The sequence below is a fragment of the Desulfosporosinus paludis genome, assembly GCF_045689965.1.
In the GTDB taxonomy this organism is placed as follows: Bacteria; Bacillota; Desulfitobacteriia; order Desulfitobacteriales; family Desulfitobacteriaceae; genus Desulfosporosinus; species Desulfosporosinus paludis.
Window position 1 is genome coordinate 4,034,843 of record NZ_CP144211.1, and the last position, 20,829, is coordinate 4,055,671.

The window sequence follows — 20,829 nt, forward strand, 5'->3', positions numbered from 1 at the left end:
ATAGAATAAGGAGGAACATGGAAAAATGAATATGGACTTCATCGAGGCTCTTCACGAATTGGAAAAAGGACGAGGAATCTCCGCGGAAATTTTGTTCGAAGCAATTGAGGCAGCACTTATTTCTGCCTACAAGAAGAACTTTGGATCGTTACAAAACGTTCGAGTTCTTATTGATCGATTGACTGGAGAGTTCAAAGTATTTGCTCGGAAAACAATTGTCGAGAACGTAGAAGATGCTCGAACTCAAGTTAGTTTGGAAGATGCGCTGAAGCTTAATCCAAACTATCAACTTGAGGATATTGTCGAATATGAAGTAACACCTCGGGACTTTGGGAGAATTGCCGCACAAACAGCTAAGCAAGTTGTCGTACAACGTATAAGAGAAGCCGAACGAGGGATGATTTACGATGAGTACGTCAATCGCGAAGGGGATATCGTCACGGGAGTTGTTCAACGATACGAACAGAAGAATGTCATTGTCGACTTGGGTAAGGTTGAGGCAGTACTCCCTGCTCAAGAACAAATTCCTGGTGAGGTATACCAATCCTTTGAGCGGATAAAAACATATGTTGTAGAAGTTAAAAAAACCACCAAGGGACCTCAAATTATGTTGTCTCGGACCCACCCGGGCTTGATTAAACGCCTCTTCGAACTTGAAGTGCCTGAAATTCACGATGGGGTCGTGGAAATTAAAGGAGTTTCACGGGAGGCAGGCGCCCGTTCCAAGATTGCGGTCTTTTCTCGCGATTCTAACGTAGATCCTGTAGGTGCTTGTGTCGGACCGAAAGGAGCAAGGGTTCAAACCATCGTCACGGAGTTAAAAGGGGAAAAAATTGATATTGTAAACTTTTCGACCGATCCTCATGAATTCGTGGCCAACGCCCTTTCACCCGCCAAAGTAGTGGGAGTTTATCCGAAAACCAGCGAGAAGATTGCAGTTGTTGTCGTTCCCGACTATCAATTATCTCTGGCAATCGGCAAAGAAGGACAAAATGCTCGCTTGGCCGCTAAACTCACGGGATGGAAGATCGATATTAAAAGCGAATCTCAAGCAGTGGCTTTAAATCTAGTCCCGGAAGGCACTGAAGAAAGATATGAAAATTATGAGGACTTCGATGAATATGAAGAGTATTTGGAATATGATGAACTTGCCAATACTGATAATTATCAAGAGTATGATGAACAAGAATATGTTGAGGATGGACAGACATTAGATGATTATACAGATGACGATAGTAAATTTTCTGATTTAAACGAGTATGATGATGAAACTATGGAGCAACTGCCTGATGAAGAAATGAATGATGTTCTAGATTGGGCGGCCAGCGATGACGTGAACGAAAAAGTAAACCTAAAGGAGAAGAAAAAGAAAGGGAAAGGGTGAAGATATGAAAACACGGAAAGTTCCCATGCGGATGTGTTTGGGGTGTCAACAAATGAAACCTAAGAAAGAGCTTCTGAGAATCGTAAGAACCCCAGAGGGAACTGTTGAACTCGATCCAACCGGTAAGAGGAATGGACGCGGGGCATACATCTGCTCTGACCCAGCTTGTTTTCAAACAGCTGTCAAAGAGCGCCGATTCAGGAAAGCGTTTGAAGTGGATGTTGATCCTAAGGTGTTTGCAGATTTAGAAGGGAAGATTTCTCCGTGAATTCAAAAATTCATTCTTTAATCGGAATCGCACGTCGAGCAGGCAAAGTTGCCTCTGGGGATGCTCAAGTTGAAGCACTGTTAAAAAAAAGAATGGGTTATTTACTCATCTTGGCCGAAGACGCGCCTGGAGCGCAAAAGAAGTACGATCTTTGGGCGAACGATTTAAAACTGCCAGTGGTTATCACTGGAACTAAGCAAGAGATAGGACATTGTATAGGACTTTCGCCGCGTTCAGCAGTTCTTATATTAGATCAAGGGTTCGCAAAAGCTATTTTACTAGCAAGGAGCTGATGCTTGGAGCGTAATGGGGAGCCGAATATGTGGGGGTGGTTAAATGAGTATTCGTGTTCATGAATTGGCAAAGGAATTAAACTTTAGCAGCAAAGAAGTGATTACAAGACTCTTAGCTATGGGAACAGATGTTAAAAATCATTTGAGTACCGTCGATCTAAAAGATGCAGATCGTTTGAGGGATCAACTGAAAGGAAAGGAGATAAATTTGGATCATACTGAACGTAAAAATTCTGAAGAAATAAAGCCAAATACCTCTGGAGTAGTTCAAGAAGGACGGACTTCAGAACCTCGTCAAGAAATAGAAGGACGCCCCCAGGGCTCTCGTTTAGGTACAGGAGGACGGACCCCAGCTCCACGCCCAGTTTCTCAAGGTCAGCCACAAGGTCCACGCTCAGGTGTGCAGGGACAATCTCAAACTCCGAGACCAGCCTCTCAAGGCCAACCACAAGGACCGCGCCCTAATACTCAAGGACAATCTCAAGGATCACGCCCAGGCCTTCAAGGCCAACGTCCAGGATACCCCAGTCAAGGGCAGTCACAAGGCCCGCGTCCGGGCTATCAAGGGCAGTCGCAAGGTCCACGACCAGGTTATCAAGGGCAGTCACAAGGTCCACGACCAGGTTATCAAGGGCAGTCACAAGGCCCGCGTCCGGGCTATCAAGGGCAGCCGCAAGGTCCACGACCAGGTTATCAAGGGCAGCCGCAAGGTCCACGACCAGGTTATCAAGGGCAGTCACAAGGTCCGCGTCCGGGCTATCAAGGGCAGCCGCAAGGCCCACGTCCGGGCTATCAAGGGCAGTCGCAAGGTCCACGTCCGGGTTATCAAGGGCAGTCACAAGGCCCGCGTCCCGGCTATCAAGGGCAATCTCAAGGCCCACGCCCTGGTTATCAAGGTCAGCCGCAAGGTCCACGTCCGGGCTATCAAGGGCAGTCGCAAGGCCCGCGTCCCGGTTACCAAGGGCAATCCCAAGGTCCACGTCCTGGTTATCAAGGACAGAACCAGACTCCCCGATCTGGCTTCCAAGGGCAGTCACAAGGTCCCCGTTCTGGTATGGCGCCGCGAGCCGGTGCGAGTGCTCCGACAACGCCAGTGATCGCCGAGCAAGTGAAACGACAAGCTCCCGCTAGCAAGAAGGCTCAAGATAAGGCTTATGAACGAAAACGCGAACTGGAAAAGGAACGGGAGAATGCAATTCGTTCACCGCATAAACGTTTCCAAAAGCAGCCTAAAAAAGAAGTTAAAGATACAACGCCCAAACACATTGTCATTCAGGAATCAATTTCCGTCCAAGATCTAGCGGCTAAAATGAGCCGTAAAGCCGGAGAACTGATAAAGCATCTCATGAACCTGGGAGTTATGGCTACTATCAATCAGGAGCTTGATTCAGAAACAGCAACCATTTTAGCCAATGAAATGGGAGTTACGGTTGAGGTCAAAGCTGAAAAGTCTCTGGCGGTCATTGAAGAGATTGAAGATGATCCGAAAGATCTCTCTTTCCGTCCGCCTGTCGTGACAGTGATGGGGCATGTTGACCATGGGAAAACCTCATTACTGGATGCTATTCGGACAACGAATGTTACTAGTTCTGAAGCTGGGGGGATTACTCAGCATATTGGGGCTTATCAGGTGGAAATTAAAGGCCAAAAGATAACCTTTTTAGATACACCTGGACACGAGGCCTTTACTGCCATGCGTGCACGGGGAGCTCAAGTCACAGATATAGCCGTACTTGTGGTGGCAGCTGATGATGGGATTATGCCTCAAACCGTTGAGGCGATTAATCATGCTAAAGCTGCCGAAGTCCCTATTATCGTAGCTATCAATAAAATTGACAAGGAAAATGCTACCCCCGAAAAAGTCAAACAAGAATTGACAGAGTATGGGTTAGTCGTTGAAGAGTGGGGCGGAGATACCATCGCCGTTCCCGTGTCTGCAAAATCAAAAGTAAATATAGAACAACTTTTGGAGATGATATTACTTGTGGCTGAGGTTCGCGATCTCAAAGCGAATCCTAATCGTCCGGCTGCAGGAACGGTCATCGAAGCGGAGTTGGATAAAGGAAAAGGACCTATTGCAACAGTGCTTGTTTCCAAAGGAACACTCAATGTTGGAGACGTTGCTGTAGCTGGCTGCGCTTTTGGCCGGATTCGAGCTATGGTGGATGACAAGGGACGGCGTGTTAAAAAGGCTGGTCCAGCTATGCCTGTTGAAATTCAGGGCCTTTCAGAAGTCCCTGAAGCAGGAGAGCCATTCTCAGTAGTTTCAGATGAAAAATTAGCCCGCCAAATCACCTCAGCGCGAACTGCAGTGCGCAAAGTGGAAGAATCAAAGCGTACCGTTGGTAAGGTTAGTTTGGAGGATCTTTTTGACAAGATCAAAGAGGGCGAAATTAAAGAGCTGAATATTATCATTAAGGCAGATGTCCAAGGATCAGTAGAAGCACTTCGTCAATCCTTATTGCGGCTCTCCACGGATGAGGTTCGCGTAAATCCGATTCATGGTGGTGTCGGTGCGATCAATGAAAATGACATTATGTTAGCTTCTGCCTCAAACGCTATCATTATTGGCTTTAATGTCCGTGCGGATTCGAATATGAAGGCAACTGCTGACCTTGAAGGCGTCGACTTACGGTTTTACCGAGTTATCTATGATGCCATTGAAGATGTTAAAGCGGCCATGACTGGCCTCTTGGATCCGACGTTCAAGGAAGTCGTTCTCGGAAAAGCTGAGGTCCGCCAAGTCTTTAAAGTGCCTAAGGCTGGAACTGTCGCAGGATGTATGGTTACAGAAGGCAAAATTCCACGCTCCGCGAAGGTACGCATTATAAGGGATGGCATCGTGAATCATGAAGGTGAAATGGAATCTCTGCGACGCTTCAAAGATGACGTAAAAGAGGTACTTGAAGGTTTCGAATGCGGAATTGGCATTGAGAAATACAATGATCTCAAAGAAGGAGATATTATCGAAGCGTTTGCCTTAGAAGAGGTAAAACGAACATTATAGTTAATCCCAGGAGGGATACCTATGTCAAAACATCGTCCTAACCGTTTGGCTGAAACGCTTAAAGAAGAAATTTCTCAGTTAATTTTGGTAGAACTCAAAGATCCTCGCATTGGCTTTGTGACCGTGACCAGTGTCGATGTGGCTAATGATTTAGCCCATGCCAAAGTTTATGTTAGTGTCATGGGCAGCGAGGAGGAAGCAAAAGCGTCTCTGGACACCCTTAATAGAGCTGCAGGTTTTATCAGGAGCGAAATCGGAAAACGCGTACGTTTAAGACACGCACCGGCCATTGTTTTTGTCAACGATCCTTCGATCCAACATGGTGCACATATTGCTAAGTTGTTGCGTGACGTTGGTGTTTCAGATGACTTAGACAAGGATGAATCACATGAATGAACGTTTGTTGACGGAAGAAATCATAGAAGTCCTGAGAAAAGCGCCATCGGTGGCGCTTTTCTCCCATGTCTCACCGGATGGCGATTGCTTAGGATCTATGTTGGCAATTGGACAGGCTTTGGAATTAATGGGAAAAACGGTGACGTTTTTTAATCCCGACTTTGTACCTGCAGCATTGGCTTTTCTGCCGGGTTCGGATCGAATTAAACAATCTCTGCCAGATCCCAAACCCCAAACGTTAGTGTTTGTTGATTGTACGGACTTGCAGCGGGTATCATTAGCGCCAGATTATTTGATGGATAGTACTGTTGTAAATATAGATCATCATATTTCTAATCAACTGTTTGGTCACTTTAATTGGGTTGATGATCAAGCGAGTGCTTGTGCTGAAGTTGCTCTGAGCCTCATAAAACAGCTGGGGGTTACGATTAATCGTGAAATAGCTACGAATCTCTATACTGCTATTGTGACAGATTCGGGATGTTTTCAATACGGCAGCACAACGGCAAACACGCATCGCCTGACAGCAGAACTTATTGAGGTGGGACTCGATTTAGCGTTTATCCATCATAATATCTTTGATCGAAAACCTCTTGCTCAGATAAAGTTGCTGCAAGCGGCTTTGAACACTTTGGAACTTCGTGCCGGGGGGCAGTTAGCAATTATGACCTTAACGACAGAAGACTTTCAAAAAAGTGGTGCAGGGCAGGAACTGAGTGAAGGATTGGTCAATCACGCTCGGAGCATCGAAGGGGTTGAGGTGGCTGTTCTGCTCAAAGAAGTGGGACCGCGAGAAATAAAGGGCGGTCTTCGTTCGAACCTATGGCTGAATGTCAACGAGATTGCTGTTCAGTTTGGTGGCGGAGGGCATAAGCGTGCTGCAGGATGTACCCTAAAAGTTTCCTTGGCAGAGGCTAAACAACGTGTCATCAGAGCCATTGAGGAGGGGTTAGAGATTGGACGGAATCATTAACGTCCTTAAACCACCGGGAATGACCTCTTCGGATGTTGTTGTTTGGATGCGTAAAACTCTAAAGACGAAAAAGATTGGTCATACCGGGACGCTGGATCCCGGAGTCGTAGGAGTACTGCCTCTTTGTGTAGGAAAAGGGACTCGCCTGGCGGAATATATTACTGAACAGGGAAAGGCTTATCTTGCTGAAGTGACCTTTGGGATTATGACGGATACTCAGGATTCTTTTGGCGAAACGATCCAAATTAAACGCCCGAACCTATGTAAAGCAGATGTAGAGCGAGTCTTAATGAAGTTTGAAGGCAGAGTGTCCCAGATACCTCCGATGTTCTCGGCGGTTCGCAAAGATGGCAAACACTTATACGAATATGCTCGGCAAGGAATTGCCATCGAGCGCACGTCACGTGAAATATCCATATACAAGATTGAACTAAAAAATTGGTATGAGGAAGAGTTTCCAAGGGCACTTTTATATATTGAATGTTCTAAAGGAACTTATATCCGAACATTGAGCCATGATCTTGGGCAGGCCTTAGGATGCGGAGCTTTTATGTCTTATTTGCTGCGTGTTCGTTCTGGTCCGTTTGTGATTCAGGAAAGTTGGACACTCGAAGAGATGGAGGAAGCGGTCCTAAAGTCAACATTTCCCTTTCTTTTGCCGTTAACGGCTGGAATTGATCTTCCTAAGGTCTATTTATCTGCCGCCCGGGCACAAGCTTTTCGACATGGGTTATCTACTAAGAGAGAACTTGTCAAAACGTCAGCTCAAGCTCTCACCTCATACGTGCAGGTAATTGAAGGCGAAGAGTTAATCGGAATTGGGGTTTGGCGGGAGGATTCTCTCTATCCGCATAAGGTTATTGGATGATTTAGGAGGTCAAATCCGTGCAAGTTAAAACGAGTTTGCCAACCAATAAAGAACCTTGCGTGTTGGCATTAGGAAATTTTGATGGAGTACACCTTGGACATCGCCGCTTGCTTGAGCATGGATTGAAACAAGCCGAACGTTTAGGGGTAGGTCTAAGTGTTCTGATCTTTGAACCACACCCGTTAAAATTATTGTATCCTGAAAGAGGTATAGAGCTGCTTTCGACGACTCAAGAGCGATTGAGTTATTTTGAGGAGATTGGGGTGGATACTGTCTTTCTTATCCCCTTTACACGCGAGATGGCTAATACGTCTCCAGAAGAGTTTGTTGAGAAGATTCTTATTCCCCTAGGAGTAGTCCGTGTTGTTGTGGGCTTTAACTATTCGTTTGGTGCTCATGGCAAGGGAAACCCTGAACTTATTCAGTCTTTAGGAAAACACCACGGATTTGGAGTCAGCGTTCTTCAGGCCCAAATGATCGGAGGGCGAGTTATTTCCTCAAGCAGTATTCGCAAAGCCCTGCTGCAGGGAGATATTCCTTTGGCAAGCTCTTTACTTGGTCGGTCGCCAAGTTTAAGCGGACCTGTGGTTCATGGGGAAGAACGAGGACGGCTGTTGGGCTATCCGACAGCGAATATTCTCCCTCAGGAGGATGTACTCATTCCAAAACGTGGCGTCTATGCAGTTTGGTCTAATATCGACAATACGTGCGTTTTGGGAATGATGAACATTGGCATGAAACCGACATTTCACGATATGTACGGTACGAGTATTGAAGTTCATTTTTTTGAGTTTACAGGCGATTTGTATGGCCGTGAGTTAACAATTCATATGGAAGAGCGTTTGCGGGATGAACGTAAATTCAACGATGTTAATGAACTTTTGCTGCAATTGAAAACGGATAAAGTAAGAGCTGAGACTCTTCTTAAGACTCGGCTGAGATAAATCTGTGGAAACTTTACAAAAACATTAATACCATGTATACTATTTTAGAACCTACTGGGACCCGCTGACTCGGCTGATACGAAGCTCCAACGTTGAGCTGGGCAGTTGGGAATACTAATTTTGGAGGAAAACTAACATGATGACACCTGAGAGAAAACAAGAGATTATTCTTAAGTATGCACAACACGAAGGTGATACTGGGTCGCCCGAAGTGCAGATTGCTCTTCTAACAGAACGTATTACCTATCTGACAGAACATTTTAAAACCCATAAAAAAGATCACCATTCCCGTCGTGGACTATTAAAAATGGTTGGCTCCAGACGTGCATTATTAAACTATCTTAAGAACGTTAACTTTGATCGTTATCGTAATATTGTTTCAGCACTCGGCCTGAGAAAATAATAGATATAATCACAGTGGAAGTGGATCAACAGATCCACTTCTTTTTTACACTAATAAGGAAGTATAACTTACAGTTGAACACTTTCTGGAAGGTCCCTCTCGTCATCTTTGGCTGCGAGGACACTTGGACATCAGTGACCAGCTAAGTTTTTTAAGCTAATTTGAGTAGATTTTTATCGTAATTACGAATAATCAAGGATATTCGCCTTCAGGAGAGTTTTTTTTGCAATTTGCAGGAAATAATAATAATATGTCGAAGAGGAAACAAGTTGAAAAAGAAGGATTGAAAGTTTTAAGGAGGTTCCATTGTGAAACAGGAAGTATTTGAGAAGTCACTCTCAGTTGGTGGGAGAACTATGACTTTCCAAACTGGGAAAATTGGTAAACAAGCAGGTGGAGCGATTTTTCTTCGTTATGGAGATACGGTGGTATCGGCGTTTGCTACTTGCAGTGCAGCACCTAGGGAAGGCATTGATTTTTTTCCATTAACGGTTGAGTTTGAAGAACGTATGTATGCAGCCGGCAAAATCCCAGGTGGATTTATTAAACGTGAAGGCAGAGCCAGCGAAAAGGCTACACTGTCAGCTCGTCTAATAGATCGTCCCATACGACCATTGTTTCCTGAAGGATTTCGGAATGATGTCCAAGTGGTAGCAACGGTCATGTCTGTTGATCAAGACTGTGCAACAGATATCACGGCCATTAATGCTGCATCAGCCGCTCTAGCGGTCTCAAATATTCCTTTTGAGGGGCCTGTTGCTGCTGTTACGGTAGGACTTGTAGAAGAAGAGTTTATTATTAATCCTACGATTGATCAAAGTGCTAAGAGTCAGATGTTGCTGACTGTGGCAGGGACAGAAGAAGCTGTCATGATGGTGGAAGCGAGTGCTCAAGAGGTGCCTGAGCCATTAATGTTAGAAGCTATTATGTTTGGGCACGCCGAAATCAAAAAGATCGCCAAGTTTATCGCTGACTACCGAGAAGAAGCTTTGTCTCTTGAATTGGCAAAAGACAAAATCGAAGTTCAATTTGATAAAATCCCCGACACGATCGTCGAAGCTGTTAGAACTTATGCCTATAGTAAATTAGATGCCGCAGTTCGTGTCGAGGAGAAAAAAGCACGAGAAAAGGCTATCGATGAAGTCACCGATGACGCGTTAAAATACTTTGAAGAAGAGTTTCCGGAAGATATGAAAGCTGTCAAGACGATTTTAGAGGATACCGTCCATTTGATCGTCCGAAGATTGATTACAGATGAACATATTCGCCCAGATGGCCGAGCCATTAATGAAGTGCGACCGATCAGCGTTGAAGTGGGAATTTTGCCGCGTACCCATGGCTCAGGTCTTTTTACACGGGGACAGACACAAGTACTGACGGTAGCTACGCTCGGCGCTGCAGGTGATGAACAGATTTTGGATGGGTTGGGACTAGAGCGTTCCAAACGGTACATACACCATTATAATTTCCCGCCGTATAGCGTAGGAGAGACTCGCCCTATGCGCGGACCAGGCCGAAGGGAAATCGGACATGGTGCACTTGCTGAAAGAGCTCTTGTTCCAGTGCTGCCGGACGAAAATGAGTTTCCTTACACGATACGCCTAGTGTCAGAAGTGTTAGAATCCAATGGATCAAGTTCTATGGCATCTGTTTGTGGCAGTACCCTATCTCTTATGGACGCAGGTGTTCCAATTACCGCACCGGTTGCCGGGATCGCCATGGGTTTAATTAAAGAAGGGGACCATTTTGCAATTCTCACGGATATTCAGGGATTAGAGGATCATTTTGGAGATATGGATTTCAAAGTTGCCGGTACCAGCAAAGGAGTCACAGCTTTGCAAATGGATATCAAGATCAAAGGAGTTTCACGTGAGGTATTATCCCAAGGGTTAACTCAAGCCAAAGCCGGCCGGCTCTTCATCTTAGAGAAGATGTTAGCTGTTCTTGATAAACCTCGTCCTCAGCTTTCAGTTTATGCGCCAAGAATTATTACGGCAGCGATTCATCCGGATAAAATCCGTGATGTTATAGGACCAGGCGGAAAAACGATTAAAAAGATCATCGACGAAACAGGAGTTAAAATTGATATCGAAGATGATGGCCGCGTCTTTATTTCTTCAATGGATGGAGAAGGCGGAGATCAGGCCTTGAAAATTATTCAGGCTTTAACTCAAGAGGTCGAGATCGGTAAAATCTATCAAGGAAAAGTAACCAGGGTTATGGATTTCGGAGCCTTTGTGGAGGTCATTCCAGGAGTTCTAGGTCTTAGTGGAAAAGAAGGACTGGTGCATATTTCTCAACTTTCTCAGGAACGAGTAGAAAAGGTTGAGGATGTTGTCAAAGTTGGAGATGAAATTATGGTTAAAGCTACGGCTATTGACAAGCAGGGGCGTTTAAATCTTTCTCGAAAGGAAGCTATGGCAAGCCCACGGAAAAAATAATGGGTTAGGCCCAAAATACTTAATAATTATTTTAGAATGACCAGTCTGTGAGTTCCCCTCTGAGCATAAGGTTAGGAAGGGGGAAGCGAATGTTCATTAACTTAAAAATCTCGCGACGAATACTCTCGTTAGGCGGGATTTTCTTTCTATTACTTGTTGGTCTTTTATTTCAGCACTGGATGGTACGTTCAAGTTCTACGGTTTCCAAACCCATGGAACAGATTAATACGGATCAAAAAGTTATGGCGCTGACCATTAATGTGGATTGGGGAGAAGAATACATTCCGGCAATTCTAGATGCCTTGGATAAAGGTCAGGCGCGGGCAACTTTTTTTGTCACGGGCCGATGGGCCAAGAAAAACCCGGAACTGTTGAAACAAATAGCTAGTCGAGGTCATGAGATTGAAAATCATGGCTATTCCCATCCCCATCCAGATCATTTATCCGTAGGTGCCAATCAAGAGGAGATCAAAAAGACTGAAAGTATTATCCAGGGAATTATTGGACGGAAAACGCACTTCTACGCTCCGCCTTATGGTGAAAAAGGGGCTTCCGGTTTAAAAGCTGCGGGCCTCTTAGGTTATCAAACAATTTTATGGACTCTCGATACGGTGGACTGGCGTGCTGAAAGTACTCCTGAGATTATCGCTCAACGAATTATAAACCCTGCTATGAGATTTGGCATCAAGCCGAAGAAAAATGGCGCAATTGTCTTGATGCATCCTAAACTAAATACGGTTAAAGCGTTACCAGTTATTCTTAATCAACTGACACGAGAGGGATTTGCCTTTCAAACCCTCGATGCACTAATAACATTTGATCAGATCGGAGATACTACCTCACGATAAACGTAAAGTTGAGGTGGTTTGATGATCAGTAAAAAGTGGACGCGTGCTTGGTGCTGCGTCTTTCTTTGTATCGTATGTTCCGCTTCTTGCGGAGTAAAACCTGTATATGCTTCTAAATCAAGTCAAACAGTTCAATCGGTTCAAACAGCTAAAAACACTCGAACAAAGCGTCCCGTAAAACCTGCTAAGACCGAAAAAAACCCTAAATTGACAAATATAAAGCAAGGACCAGACAGAATTAGCGCAGATGCTGCTGTACTGATGGATGTGGAGACGGGGGATGTTCTTTTTGGAAAGCAGGCGGACAAACGCCGCCCTCCTGCCAGTACCACTAAAATAATGACCGCGATTTTAGGTTTAGAACTCGGCAGCTCGGATGAAGTAGTTACAGTCAGCCAGAAAGCGGCCAATGTTGGGGAAGCAACTCTGCATCTTGACCCGGGAGAGAAAATTAATCTTTATGAACTAATCACAGGAGCTTTAGTTAAATCTGGAAATGACGCCTGCGTAGCGATTGCCGAACACATCGCCGGAAGCGAAGAACAATTTGTACAATTAATGAATAGTAAAGCTCTAGCCTTAGGTGCCCAAAACACTCATTTCGGAAATACCAATGGGTTGCCTCTTAAAGATCATTATTCCACGGCCTATGATCTCGCGCTTATGGCCCGTCATGGATTATCCATCCCTCAATTTGCCTCGATTACTCGGCAGAAAGAAACTGAAATTCATTTCCTGGAGCCCGATTCACTGATGGATTTACGAAACACCAACAAATTGCTATGGAATTATCCCTACGCAGACGGTGTTAAAACTGGGACGACGACTGCTGCAGGGAAATGTCTTGTTGCATCTGCTACTAAACAAGGACGTCAACTTTTAGTCGTCGTACTAAATGCTCCAGATCGTTTTGGAGACGCTAAGAAATTATTGGAATGGGGCTTTGAAAATACCGAAACCGTTCACTTGGGAAATGCCGGACAGACCATTGCGGAATTTCCTGGGTCTAAAGATCATATCTCTGCTTATATTGAAGCTCCTGTAGAAATTAGCATTCCTAAAGCTGAACATTTGAAACTCCAAACCCGTATTGTATGGGAAAAGACTGGAGATCTCCCTATAAAAGCAGGAGAGAGGTTGGGTCGATGGGAAGTTTGGTTAGGAGAACAAAAGCTAGACAGTGTTCCCCTGTTAAGTGAACGTGACGTGGTAAAGAATCGTTCGTTGATAAGTTTCTTTCCTTTTGGGAAATAAAGGAGTGAATTAGTTGTATCAGAAAATGGTGTTACCTAATGGAGTTAGGATTATTACTGAAGAAATTGAGCATGTGCGATCGGCGGCAATTGGAATCTGGGTGGGAGCTGGATCCCGGGATGAACGGGAAGGATATGAAGGAATCTCACACTTTATGGAGCACATGTTTTTTAAAGGAACAGAACATAGAAACGCCCGTGCCCTGGCGGAATCTCTTGAAGCGGTCGGAGGACAGCTTAATGCTTTTACGACCAAGGAATATACCTGCTACTATGCTAAAATTCTTGATGAAGACCTGGATTTGGCAATTGACGTCCTAAGCGACATGTTTTTCTGTTCGCTTTTTGATGACAAAGAAATCGAAAAAGAGAAAAATGTTGTTATTGAAGAAATCAAGATGTATGAGGATTCGCCCGATGAACTGATTCATGACATTTTTTCCGAACTTGTCTGGAATGATCATCCCCTAGGCAAACCAATTTTGGGTACAGAGGAAAGCATCCGATCCTTAAATCGCGAAAAGATTATGACGTTTCTTTCAGAACATTATGCTCCAGACAATGTCGTGATTTCTGTAGCGGGTAAAGTGAAACATGAGGATATCGTAGCGAAACTTTCGTCCCAATTTGGGACGTTTAGAAGAGGAGGCCGACGGATTTTAGAAGAAACACCCGTTGGTTATCAGGTAGAGCGTTACCAAAAGAAGGAGACAGAACAAATGCATATTCTCATCGGTGTTCCTGGTTTAGGCCAGGATGATGAGGATATTCATGCTATGCATATTTTTAATAATGTTTTAGGCGGAGGGTTGAGTTCTCGCCTATTTCAGGAAATTAGGGAACAGCGTGGACTGGCTTACTCTGTTTATTCCTATCATTCCACGTATGTGGATACTGGATTGTTTGCGGTTTATGCAGGAACAAGTCCGAATAATACCGAAGAAGTTATAGAATGCATTTTAAAAGAAATCAAGAGTATTCAGACTGAAGGTATCACTACAGATGAGCTGGAGAGAACAAAAGCTCAAATCAAAGGTGGGTTATATCTTGGACTGGAATCGGTGAGCAGTCGAATGAGTCGGTTAGGAAAGACGGAATTGACGTATAACCGGGTACTTTCCCCTGAAGAAGTTGTAGAAAAACTTGAAAAGGTGACTTTAGAAGATGTTATACGGGTAATTGGCCGCCTTTGGCAGAAAGATAAGATTAGTATCATGACGTTAGGTCCATCGGGTCATGAAGTAGTGTTAGCAGATTTATTGAAGAAGACGGGTTGGGATGATTAAGATGAGCTCATTTCAGTTAATTATTAAATTAGGTTGGGGTTTCGATGACTGATTCGATCAGTGTAAAAATTAAAAAGCTTTCGTCTCATGCGACTCTTCCTGCCTACGCAACCTCAGCATCTGCCGGCCTAGATTTATGTGCTTGTATTCAAGAAAAGCTCGTCTTGAATCCTGGAGACTATCTCAAGATTCCGACGGGCATAGCCATTGAACTTCCGAGTCAACATCTTGTAGGGTTAGTTTTTGCAAGAAGCGGTCTGGCGAGCCGTTCCGGCATTGGGTTAACCAATGGTGTAGGTGTGATCGATTCTGATTATCGAGGAGAAATCCAAGTATTGATTCAAAACCTCGGATCGCTGCCGGTTACTATAAACCCTGGAGATCGTATTGCCCAAATGGTTTTTATGCCAATATTTCGGGCGCTACTGGAAGAAGTTGCAGAACTAGGGGAAACGCTTCGTGGAGCAGGCGGATTTGGTTCTACCGGAATTTAAAAATGATAAAAAAGGGGACAGTTACTTTGTTTTCATTCTCCGAAAACAGAGTAACTGCCCCTTTTTTGTACTGTCAGAAACCATAACTTCGTTAAATACTTTCCACAGGTCCCTTCTCGCCATCCTTGGCTTTTGGGACAGTTGGCCATCCATAGCCTACGCATAAAGGTTAACTAGGCAGCCGCCAGCGCTAAGGCGAACAACTGCGAAGACGTGTCTTGGGCGTCAGCCAAGTTTCTTTATTTCCTTTATATTGATGAAACAATCTTTCTTCTAGATGTTCTAGAGGACGTCGCCTAGTCATACAATCCCCATGAGGAGGGATGAACATGCAAGCTCTTGGAGTCGTGCTTTTAGTTATAGGCGCTGCAATTTCAGTACGTGAGCGAAAGTTCATGCTGATGTGGCGATCACATCCGCCATCAAATCAGCTGGCAACTGCTTTAAGTCAATTAGTAGGTACCGCAGGGGGAATTTATCTCTCGCTTGAACTATTATTCTCATTTTTGAAGATCCCGGAGAATTGGTGGACTGATTCGGTTTTTTTCGTTGAGCCTTTGGCCGTTCTTTCATTATTATTAGCTATTTTACAGCCTTTTGCTTTAAAGGTTTGGTTCAAATTACGAAAGTCGGGGAGGTGAATGAATGCTGTTAAGTGATCTGGCTGGGAAAGAAATTATCAATTTGCACGATGGGGCAAAATTGGGCTTAGTGGGAGATGCGGATCTTGATATTTCCTTAAATGGAGCGGTTGAATCGATTATCCTTGCTTCTCGAGGAGGTTTTTCGGGGTTTTGGGGCTCGAAAGGAGATCGAGATCGGGACCTATTGGTAATTCCTTGGCAGACTATTAAAAAAGTGGGTTCGGAGGTAATTATTATCGATTTACACGAGAAGTCCGAGAAAAATCGATAATATTCAATTTGACAGAGAACGGGATACCCAATAAAATGAAGGGAAAAGCTTTAACCCCGCATTGCGTTTGGCAACGGGGTTTTGCCTTATTATCGCAGGAGGGGTTTCCTTTGAAGAAAATCCGAGTTTTCGTGGCTGGGGCAAGTGGAAAAATGGGACAGGAAGTGATACGATCGCTCTTAAAAGAAGACGATTTTATTCTAGTTGGAGCTTCAGATACACGACATCAGGGGATGGACGTTGGATTTGTCGTAGGCCTTCCGCGAGTGGGTGTAGATATTTCAGGTCCTATTGAAGTTGAGAATTTGCAGACATTAAGGGCAGATGTTTTAGTGGATTTCACAAATCCTCAATCTTTATTAAAGAATGCTAAAACGGCGATTGTCGCGGGAGTAGTTCCTGTGGTCGGTACGACTGGATTGGATGAAACCGAACTTGAAGAGATTCGAGCTCTGGCTGTAAAAGAGCGGGTAGGGGCATTTATCGCTCCGAATTTCTCACTTGGGGCTATTTTAATGATGAGATTTGCTCGGGAGGCTGCTAAATATTTCCCTAATGTAGATATCCTTGAATTGCATCATGATCAAAAACTTGATGCTCCTTCTGGAACTGCCTTAAAAACTGCCGAATTAATCTCCGAAGTTCGCCCTCCTATGGTCCAAGGACATCCTAATGAATATGAGAAATTCCCTGGAGCTCGTGGCGCAGATATTGGGGGGATTCACATCCATTCTGTACGTTTACCGGGATTAATTGCCCATCAAGAAGTTTTATTTGGCGGATTAGGACAAGCTTTAACGATTCGGCATGATGCTTATACAAGAGAAACCTATATGCCGGGAGTTATGCTGGCGATACGCAAAGCCGTTGGCCTAACAGACCTTGTGGTTGGATTGGAGAATTTCCTCGATTAGGTAATCATTACTCGTAACCGCTGCTCTTATTCCCTCATATAATGGATAGTAGTCAATGGGACACTGTCTCAAAGGGGGCATAAAGATGAGTGCGGGTCTGAAAGGAATTCGCGTGGCCGTGATCGGGGGGGATGAACGGGAACTTTATTTAATTCCCGAACTTCAAAAACAGGGGGCCTACATAGTCGGGGTCGGATTCGAAAAAGCTTCACCCATTTCGGGATTGACACTTGTACCATCGCTTCACGATGCAGTTGGGCAAGTAGACGTGTTGCTTTTTCCGATGTTCGGCACTGATGAACGTGGGGTAGTTAAAGCCAAATACTCGGGTTCTCCCATTGTGCTGAACAAAGAGGTACTTCAAGCAATTCCAACACGCGTTCCTCTAATTATCGGTTTTGCGCGTCCGGCATTGAAGTCAGCTACAGAAAAAATGGGGATCCAATTGGTGGAAACGATATACCTGGATGAACTTGCTATCCTAAATTCTATCCCTTCAGCAGAAGGAGCTATTCAAATGGCTATGGAAGCCACTAGTATCACTATCCACGGAAGTGAGAGTTTCGTTCTGGGTTTAGGACGAACCGGCTGGTCGGTAGCGAGAATGTTGCATGGAATTGGAGCTCATGTGACAGGAGTTGCCCGTAAGCCTCAAGATTTAGCTCGTGCTGTTGAAATGGGACTTAGAGCCGTACATTTTTCAGATCTGGAAGAGGAGATTGGGCGTGCAGAAATCATCTTTAACACAGTTCCTCATCTCATTTTAGATCGAGTGATGCTGGAAAAGGTGGCAAGGGATACAGTCATCGTAGATTTAGCTTCAATCCCGGGAGGAACAGATTTTGAGTTTGCCCAATTACTGGGCATCAAAGCTATCCTCGCTCCGGGTCTCCCTGGTATAGTAGCTCCTAAATCGGCTGGCAGAATTCTTGCTCAAATTTATCCGCAACTTATTCTTCGTCACTTGACCACCATGATTGCCAACGTTCAGTCTTAAACGTGGAGGTGCGAAGGGATGCAGTTTGACGGGTTAAAAATTGGATTTGCTCTTACAGGATCACACTGTATGTTACACGAAGTGGTAAAGGTTATGAAGTGTTTAGTGGATGAGGGTGCAAGTGTGACACCGATTATCTCATATTCCGTGGATACCATGGACACTCGTTTTGGAAAAGCTGAAGACTGGAAGCGTCAATTCCAAGAAATCACGCAAAAGGAACCGATTCACACAATACCTGGTGCGGAGCCGATAGGCCCTAAGAAGATGTTTGATTGTATAGTCATTGCGCCATGTACGGGAAATACCCTAGCCAAGTTGGCCAACGGTATTACAGATTCTCCAGCGCTTATGGCCGCAAAATCCCATCTTCGGAATCAAAGTCCAGTGGTTTTAGCAATTTCAACAAATGACGGATTAGGAATGAATGCACGCAACATTGGTACACTGCTCATCACAAAAAATATTTATCTAGTGCCATTTGGTCAAGATAATCCTGTGACGAAAGCAAATTCTTTAGTTGCCCATATGGATAAAGTACCAGAAACAATTCTAATGGCTTGTGAAGGAAAACAAATCCAACCTGTACTTTGGGATTATCGATAACTAACCTTTAAATTTGGAATTAGGTGCCTTGCCCAAAAAGCAAGGCGCCACCCTGATGAACCCCATACTTACTAAGGAGGAATAGTTGAATGTCAAATGTAGCAATTGTTGGTGCCACGGGTGCAGTCGGGCAAGAATTTCTAAAAATCCTTGCCGAACGTAATTTTCCTGTTGAGGAACTAAGGTTGCTGGCTACCAAACGTTCCGCAGGAAAACGAATTACTTGGCAAGGGCGTGAATTAGAAGTCCAGGAGACAACTCATGAAAGCTTTAAGGGCATCGACATAGCCCTTTTCGCGGGCGGTTCTGCGAGTACAGAATATGCTCGTTCTGCTGTGGAAAGCGGAGCTGTAGTTATTGACAACAGCAGCGCTTTTAGGCTTGATCCTGAAGTGCCTTTAATCGTTCCGGAAGTGAATCCCGAAGATGTCAAAGGACATAAGGGGATTATTGCGAACCCAAACTGTTCAACAATCATTATGGCGGTTGCCCTCAAACCAATTTTTGATTTGGCTGGAATTCGGCGAGTCGTTGTATCTACTTACCAGGCTGTGTCTGGGGCTGGACGCGAGGGGATCGAAGAACTGGAAGCCGAGGTTAAAGCGTGGTCTAAAGGTGATGATATAACCCCTGCAGTTTTTCCGTACCAAATTGCTTTTAATCTTATTCCTCGAATTGACGTATTTCAAGAAGGTGACTATACCAAAGAAGAGTGGAAGATGGTTAAAGAGACTCAGAAGATTTTCCATGCCCCGAATATGGCAATTACAGCAACGACCGTTCGCGTGCCGGTCTTCCGCAGCCATTCAGAATCTATCAATGTTGAGACCGAGAGACCAGTTAGTGTCTCTGAAATTAAGAATGCCTTAAGTAAAGCTGCGGGTGTTATCGTTGATGACGATCCTAGTAATGATCGCTATCCAATGCCTTGGTTCAGTGCTGACACCGATGAGGTTTACGTTGGACGCCTGCGTAAGGATTTTTCCATTGCTCAAGGAATTAATATGTGGGTGGTCGGTGATCAAATACGTAAAGGTGCAGCAACTAACGCTGTGCAAATTGCGGAACTTCTCTTGAAATAAATTGAGTTGTAGCGTATGGATTAAACTAAGATTTATTGAGGATAAAAGAAGCTTTTGCTTTTGTTAAAGTATGGAACTTACAGGAGCGGTGCTCAAGACATACTAAATGATATTGAAAAATACTAGAACCTCGATATTAAGAAAGAGACTGGAAGTAAAGGGTAAGGTTCGAACATCGAATATCGAATATCGAACCTCGAAAGAGGGGATAAGGTTGCGGATATTGGTTCAGAAGTTCGGAGGAACCTCTGTAGCGACGCCCGAACGCAGGGCTCAGGTGGTTTCTAAAGTTTCGGAAGCTGTTCATGGAGGATACTCTCCAGTGGTCGTTGTCTCGGCAATTGGTCGATCAGGAGATCCCTATGCAACAGATACGTTCTTGAGTATGGTTAAAGGAATATATCCGGACCTGCCGAAACGGGAACTAGATTTATTGATGAGCTGTGGTGAAGTGATTTCAGGGACTGTTTTGGTCAGCACCTTGAACAGTTTGGGATTTGAGGCAGTCCTTTTTACAGGAGCTCATGCCGGAATTATCACAAATAACGATTTTGGGGATGCGCGGATTGTTCGGGTGGAGCCAGGAGCTATTTTAGAACAACTAGAAAACGGAAAAGTGGTTGTTGTTACAGGTTTCCAGGGTATAACCGAAGATGGTCAGATTACGACTCTCGGACGTGGAGGAAGCGATACCACTGCTTCGGCACTTGGTGTTGCGCTCGAAGCAGAAACTATAGATATTTATACTGATGTCGATGGAATAATGACAGCTGATCCTCGAATCGTTGAAGATGCTCGGATCATTGACACAGTTACTTATAATGAAATTTGTCAATTAGCGTACCAGGGAGCTAAAGTGATTCACCCTAGAGCAGTGGAGATTGCTATGCAGCGCAATATCCCCCTAAGAATAAAATCTACTTTCTCTGACGCACCAGGGACGTTGGTTACAAACATGCACCCTGATCGAGGGGTTGGAACGGATATTACTAATGACCGCATTATTACGGGAATTGCCCATACCCCCAGCGTAACTCAACTAAGAGTATTAACCGACGATACGCCAGATCTACATCTTACGGACAAACGTATCTTCAAAGCAATGGCTTTGGCAGATATTAGTGTCGACTTTATCAGTGTTCAACCTGAAGCGGTGGTTTTTACGGTATCTGATGAAGTTGCATCTAAAGCTGTTAAAATCCTTCAAAATATGGGCTTTGAGCCAGGCGTTATTCGGAGCTGTGCAAAAGTATCGATTGTCGGAGCTGGAATTGCAGGGGTACCTGGTGTAATGGCGGATATGGTTGAAGCACTTTCCGATGCTGGTGTGACAATCTTGCAATCAGCTGATTCACATACTACTATTTGGGTATTAGTTCATAAGGAAGACATGGTCGCTGCGGTACAGGCTCTACACCAGAAGTTTCAGCTGGGTGTTTGAAAGAACGAAGAGGAAT

General features: G+C 44.5%; 21 protein-coding genes. All 21 read left to right on the forward strand.

The genetic code is table 11. The features are described from left to right. Window positions 1-25 precede the first annotated feature (25 nt). Window positions 26-1,384 carry a transcription termination factor NusA gene (gene nusA, locus VZF35_RS20035; RefSeq protein ID WP_407307811.1) on the forward strand — a complete coding sequence of 453 codons (1,359 nt, stop codon included), beginning with the start codon at window positions 26-28 and terminating at the stop codon, window positions 1,382-1,384. A gap of 4 nt (window positions 1,385-1,388) precedes the next feature. Then, a complete protein-coding gene (rnpM, locus tag VZF35_RS20040) occupies window positions 1,389-1,652 on the forward strand; it encodes an RNase P modulator RnpM (protein WP_407307814.1) in 264 nt (87 codons plus the stop codon). After that, on the forward strand, window positions 1,649-1,945 hold the full coding sequence (locus VZF35_RS20045; RefSeq protein ID WP_407307816.1) for a L7Ae/L30e/S12e/Gadd45 family ribosomal protein: 297 nt from the start codon (window positions 1,649-1,651) through the stop codon (window positions 1,943-1,945). The genes rnpM and VZF35_RS20045 overlap by 4 nt, the downstream gene beginning before the upstream one ends. Before the next feature lie 43 nt (window positions 1,946-1,988). Further along, window positions 1,989-4,952 (forward strand): translation initiation factor IF-2, encoded by a 2,964-nt coding sequence (gene infB / locus VZF35_RS20050; protein WP_407307818.1) that lies wholly within the window; start codon window positions 1,989-1,991, stop codon window positions 4,950-4,952. A 21-nt stretch (window positions 4,953-4,973) separates the two neighbouring features. After that, window positions 4,974-5,348, forward strand: coding sequence for a 30S ribosome-binding factor RbfA (gene rbfA, locus VZF35_RS20055; RefSeq protein ID WP_407307820.1), 375 nt, complete (start codon window positions 4,974-4,976; stop codon window positions 5,346-5,348). Next, the gene (locus VZF35_RS20060) at window positions 5,341-6,321 is read left to right on the forward strand and encodes a DHH family phosphoesterase (protein ID WP_407307822.1); all 981 of its coding nucleotides are present in this window, start codon (window positions 5,341-5,343) and stop codon (window positions 6,319-6,321) included. Before rbfA ends, VZF35_RS20060 begins: the two co-directional genes overlap by 8 nt. Then, window positions 6,305-7,189, forward strand: a complete 885-nt coding sequence (gene truB / locus VZF35_RS20065; RefSeq protein WP_407307824.1) for a tRNA pseudouridine(55) synthase TruB — start codon at window positions 6,305-6,307, stop codon at window positions 7,187-7,189. The genes VZF35_RS20060 and truB overlap by 17 nt, the downstream gene beginning before the upstream one ends. A 17-nt stretch (window positions 7,190-7,206) precedes the next feature. Then, window positions 7,207-8,133, forward strand: coding sequence for a bifunctional riboflavin kinase/FAD synthetase (locus tag VZF35_RS20070; protein WP_407307826.1), 927 nt, complete (start codon window positions 7,207-7,209; stop codon window positions 8,131-8,133). 136 nt (window positions 8,134-8,269) lie between these two features. Further along, window positions 8,270-8,536 carry a 30S ribosomal protein S15 gene (gene rpsO / locus VZF35_RS20075; RefSeq protein ID WP_407307828.1) on the forward strand — a complete coding sequence of 89 codons (267 nt, stop codon included), beginning with the start codon at window positions 8,270-8,272 and terminating at the stop codon, window positions 8,534-8,536. 308 nt (window positions 8,537-8,844) lie between these two features. Beyond that, a complete protein-coding gene (locus tag VZF35_RS20080; protein ID WP_407307830.1) occupies window positions 8,845-10,977 on the forward strand; it encodes a polyribonucleotide nucleotidyltransferase in 2,133 nt (710 codons plus the stop codon). An 89-nt stretch (window positions 10,978-11,066) separates the two neighbouring features. Next, window positions 11,067-11,825, forward strand: a complete 759-nt coding sequence (locus VZF35_RS20085) for a polysaccharide deacetylase family protein (protein ID WP_407307832.1) — start codon at window positions 11,067-11,069, stop codon at window positions 11,823-11,825. A gap of 21 nt (window positions 11,826-11,846) precedes the next feature. Next, a complete protein-coding gene (locus VZF35_RS20090) occupies window positions 11,847-13,079 on the forward strand; it encodes a D-alanyl-D-alanine carboxypeptidase family protein (protein WP_407307834.1) in 1,233 nt (410 codons plus the stop codon). 13 nt (window positions 13,080-13,092) lie between these two features. Next, a complete protein-coding gene (locus tag VZF35_RS20095; protein WP_407307836.1) occupies window positions 13,093-14,364 on the forward strand; it encodes a M16 family metallopeptidase in 1,272 nt (423 codons plus the stop codon). Window positions 14,365-14,408: 44 nt separating this feature from the next. Continuing rightward, window positions 14,409-14,858 (forward strand): dUTP diphosphatase, encoded by a 450-nt coding sequence (gene dut, locus VZF35_RS20100; RefSeq protein WP_407307838.1) that lies wholly within the window; start codon window positions 14,409-14,411, stop codon window positions 14,856-14,858. Between the two features lie 329 nt (window positions 14,859-15,187). Beyond that, window positions 15,188-15,499: a hypothetical protein gene (locus tag VZF35_RS20105; protein WP_407307840.1), complete on the forward strand. Its 312-nt coding sequence runs from the start codon at window positions 15,188-15,190 to the stop codon at window positions 15,497-15,499. 4 nt (window positions 15,500-15,503) lie between these two features. Further along, window positions 15,504-15,773, forward strand: a complete 270-nt coding sequence (locus VZF35_RS20110; RefSeq protein WP_407307842.1) for a YlmC/YmxH family sporulation protein — start codon at window positions 15,504-15,506, stop codon at window positions 15,771-15,773. A 110-nt stretch (window positions 15,774-15,883) separates the two neighbouring features. Next, the gene (gene dapB / locus VZF35_RS20115) at window positions 15,884-16,687 is read left to right on the forward strand and encodes a 4-hydroxy-tetrahydrodipicolinate reductase (protein WP_407307844.1); all 804 of its coding nucleotides are present in this window, start codon (window positions 15,884-15,886) and stop codon (window positions 16,685-16,687) included. An 85-nt stretch (window positions 16,688-16,772) separates the two neighbouring features. Continuing rightward, the gene (gene dpsA, locus VZF35_RS20120; protein ID WP_407307846.1) at window positions 16,773-17,684 is read left to right on the forward strand and encodes a dipicolinate synthase subunit DpsA; all 912 of its coding nucleotides are present in this window, start codon (window positions 16,773-16,775) and stop codon (window positions 17,682-17,684) included. A gap of 18 nt (window positions 17,685-17,702) precedes the next feature. Further along, on the forward strand, window positions 17,703-18,290 hold the full coding sequence (locus VZF35_RS20125; RefSeq protein WP_407307848.1) for a dipicolinate synthase subunit B: 588 nt from the start codon (window positions 17,703-17,705) through the stop codon (window positions 18,288-18,290). A gap of 89 nt (window positions 18,291-18,379) precedes the next feature. After that, on the forward strand, window positions 18,380-19,372 hold the full coding sequence (locus tag VZF35_RS20130; protein WP_407307850.1) for an aspartate-semialdehyde dehydrogenase: 993 nt from the start codon (window positions 18,380-18,382) through the stop codon (window positions 19,370-19,372). 214 nt (window positions 19,373-19,586) lie between these two features. Next, window positions 19,587-20,813, forward strand: coding sequence for an aspartate kinase (gene dapG / locus VZF35_RS20135; RefSeq protein WP_407314748.1), 1,227 nt, complete (start codon window positions 19,587-19,589; stop codon window positions 20,811-20,813). The last annotated feature ends 16 nt before the right edge of the window (window positions 20,814-20,829 follow it).

What these genes read in the sequence shown, in the direction of transcription:
- VZF35_RS20110 (WP_407307842.1), top strand. Translation starts at nt 15,504, where the DNA reads ATGCTGTTAAGTGATCTGGCTGGGAAAGAAATTATCAATTTGCACGAT.
- VZF35_RS20085 (WP_407307832.1), top strand. Translation starts at nt 11,067, where the DNA reads ATGTTCATTAACTTAAAAATCTCGCGACGAATACTCTCGTTAGGCGGG.
- VZF35_RS20130 (WP_407307850.1), top strand. Translation starts at nt 18,380, where the DNA reads ATGTCAAATGTAGCAATTGTTGGTGCCACGGGTGCAGTCGGGCAAGAA.
- VZF35_RS20105 (WP_407307840.1), top strand. Translation starts at nt 15,188, where the DNA reads ATGCAAGCTCTTGGAGTCGTGCTTTTAGTTATAGGCGCTGCAATTTCA.
- nusA (WP_407307811.1), top strand. Translation starts at nt 26, where the DNA reads ATGAATATGGACTTCATCGAGGCTCTTCACGAATTGGAAAAAGGACGA.
- VZF35_RS20090 (WP_407307834.1), top strand. Translation starts at nt 11,847, where the DNA reads ATGATCAGTAAAAAGTGGACGCGTGCTTGGTGCTGCGTCTTTCTTTGT.
- infB (WP_407307818.1), top strand. Translation starts at nt 1,989, where the DNA reads ATGAGTATTCGTGTTCATGAATTGGCAAAGGAATTAAACTTTAGCAGC.
- rpsO (WP_407307828.1), top strand. Translation starts at nt 8,270, where the DNA reads ATGATGACACCTGAGAGAAAACAAGAGATTATTCTTAAGTATGCACAA.
- dut (WP_407307838.1), top strand. Translation starts at nt 14,409, where the DNA reads ATGACTGATTCGATCAGTGTAAAAATTAAAAAGCTTTCGTCTCATGCG.
- dpsA (WP_407307846.1), top strand. Translation starts at nt 16,773, where the DNA reads ATGAGTGCGGGTCTGAAAGGAATTCGCGTGGCCGTGATCGGGGGGGAT.
- VZF35_RS20125 (WP_407307848.1), top strand. Translation starts at nt 17,703, where the DNA reads ATGCAGTTTGACGGGTTAAAAATTGGATTTGCTCTTACAGGATCACAC.
- rbfA (WP_407307820.1), top strand. Translation starts at nt 4,974, where the DNA reads ATGTCAAAACATCGTCCTAACCGTTTGGCTGAAACGCTTAAAGAAGAA.
- rnpM (WP_407307814.1), top strand. Translation starts at nt 1,389, where the DNA reads ATGAAAACACGGAAAGTTCCCATGCGGATGTGTTTGGGGTGTCAACAA.
- VZF35_RS20060 (WP_407307822.1), top strand. Translation starts at nt 5,341, where the DNA reads ATGAATGAACGTTTGTTGACGGAAGAAATCATAGAAGTCCTGAGAAAA.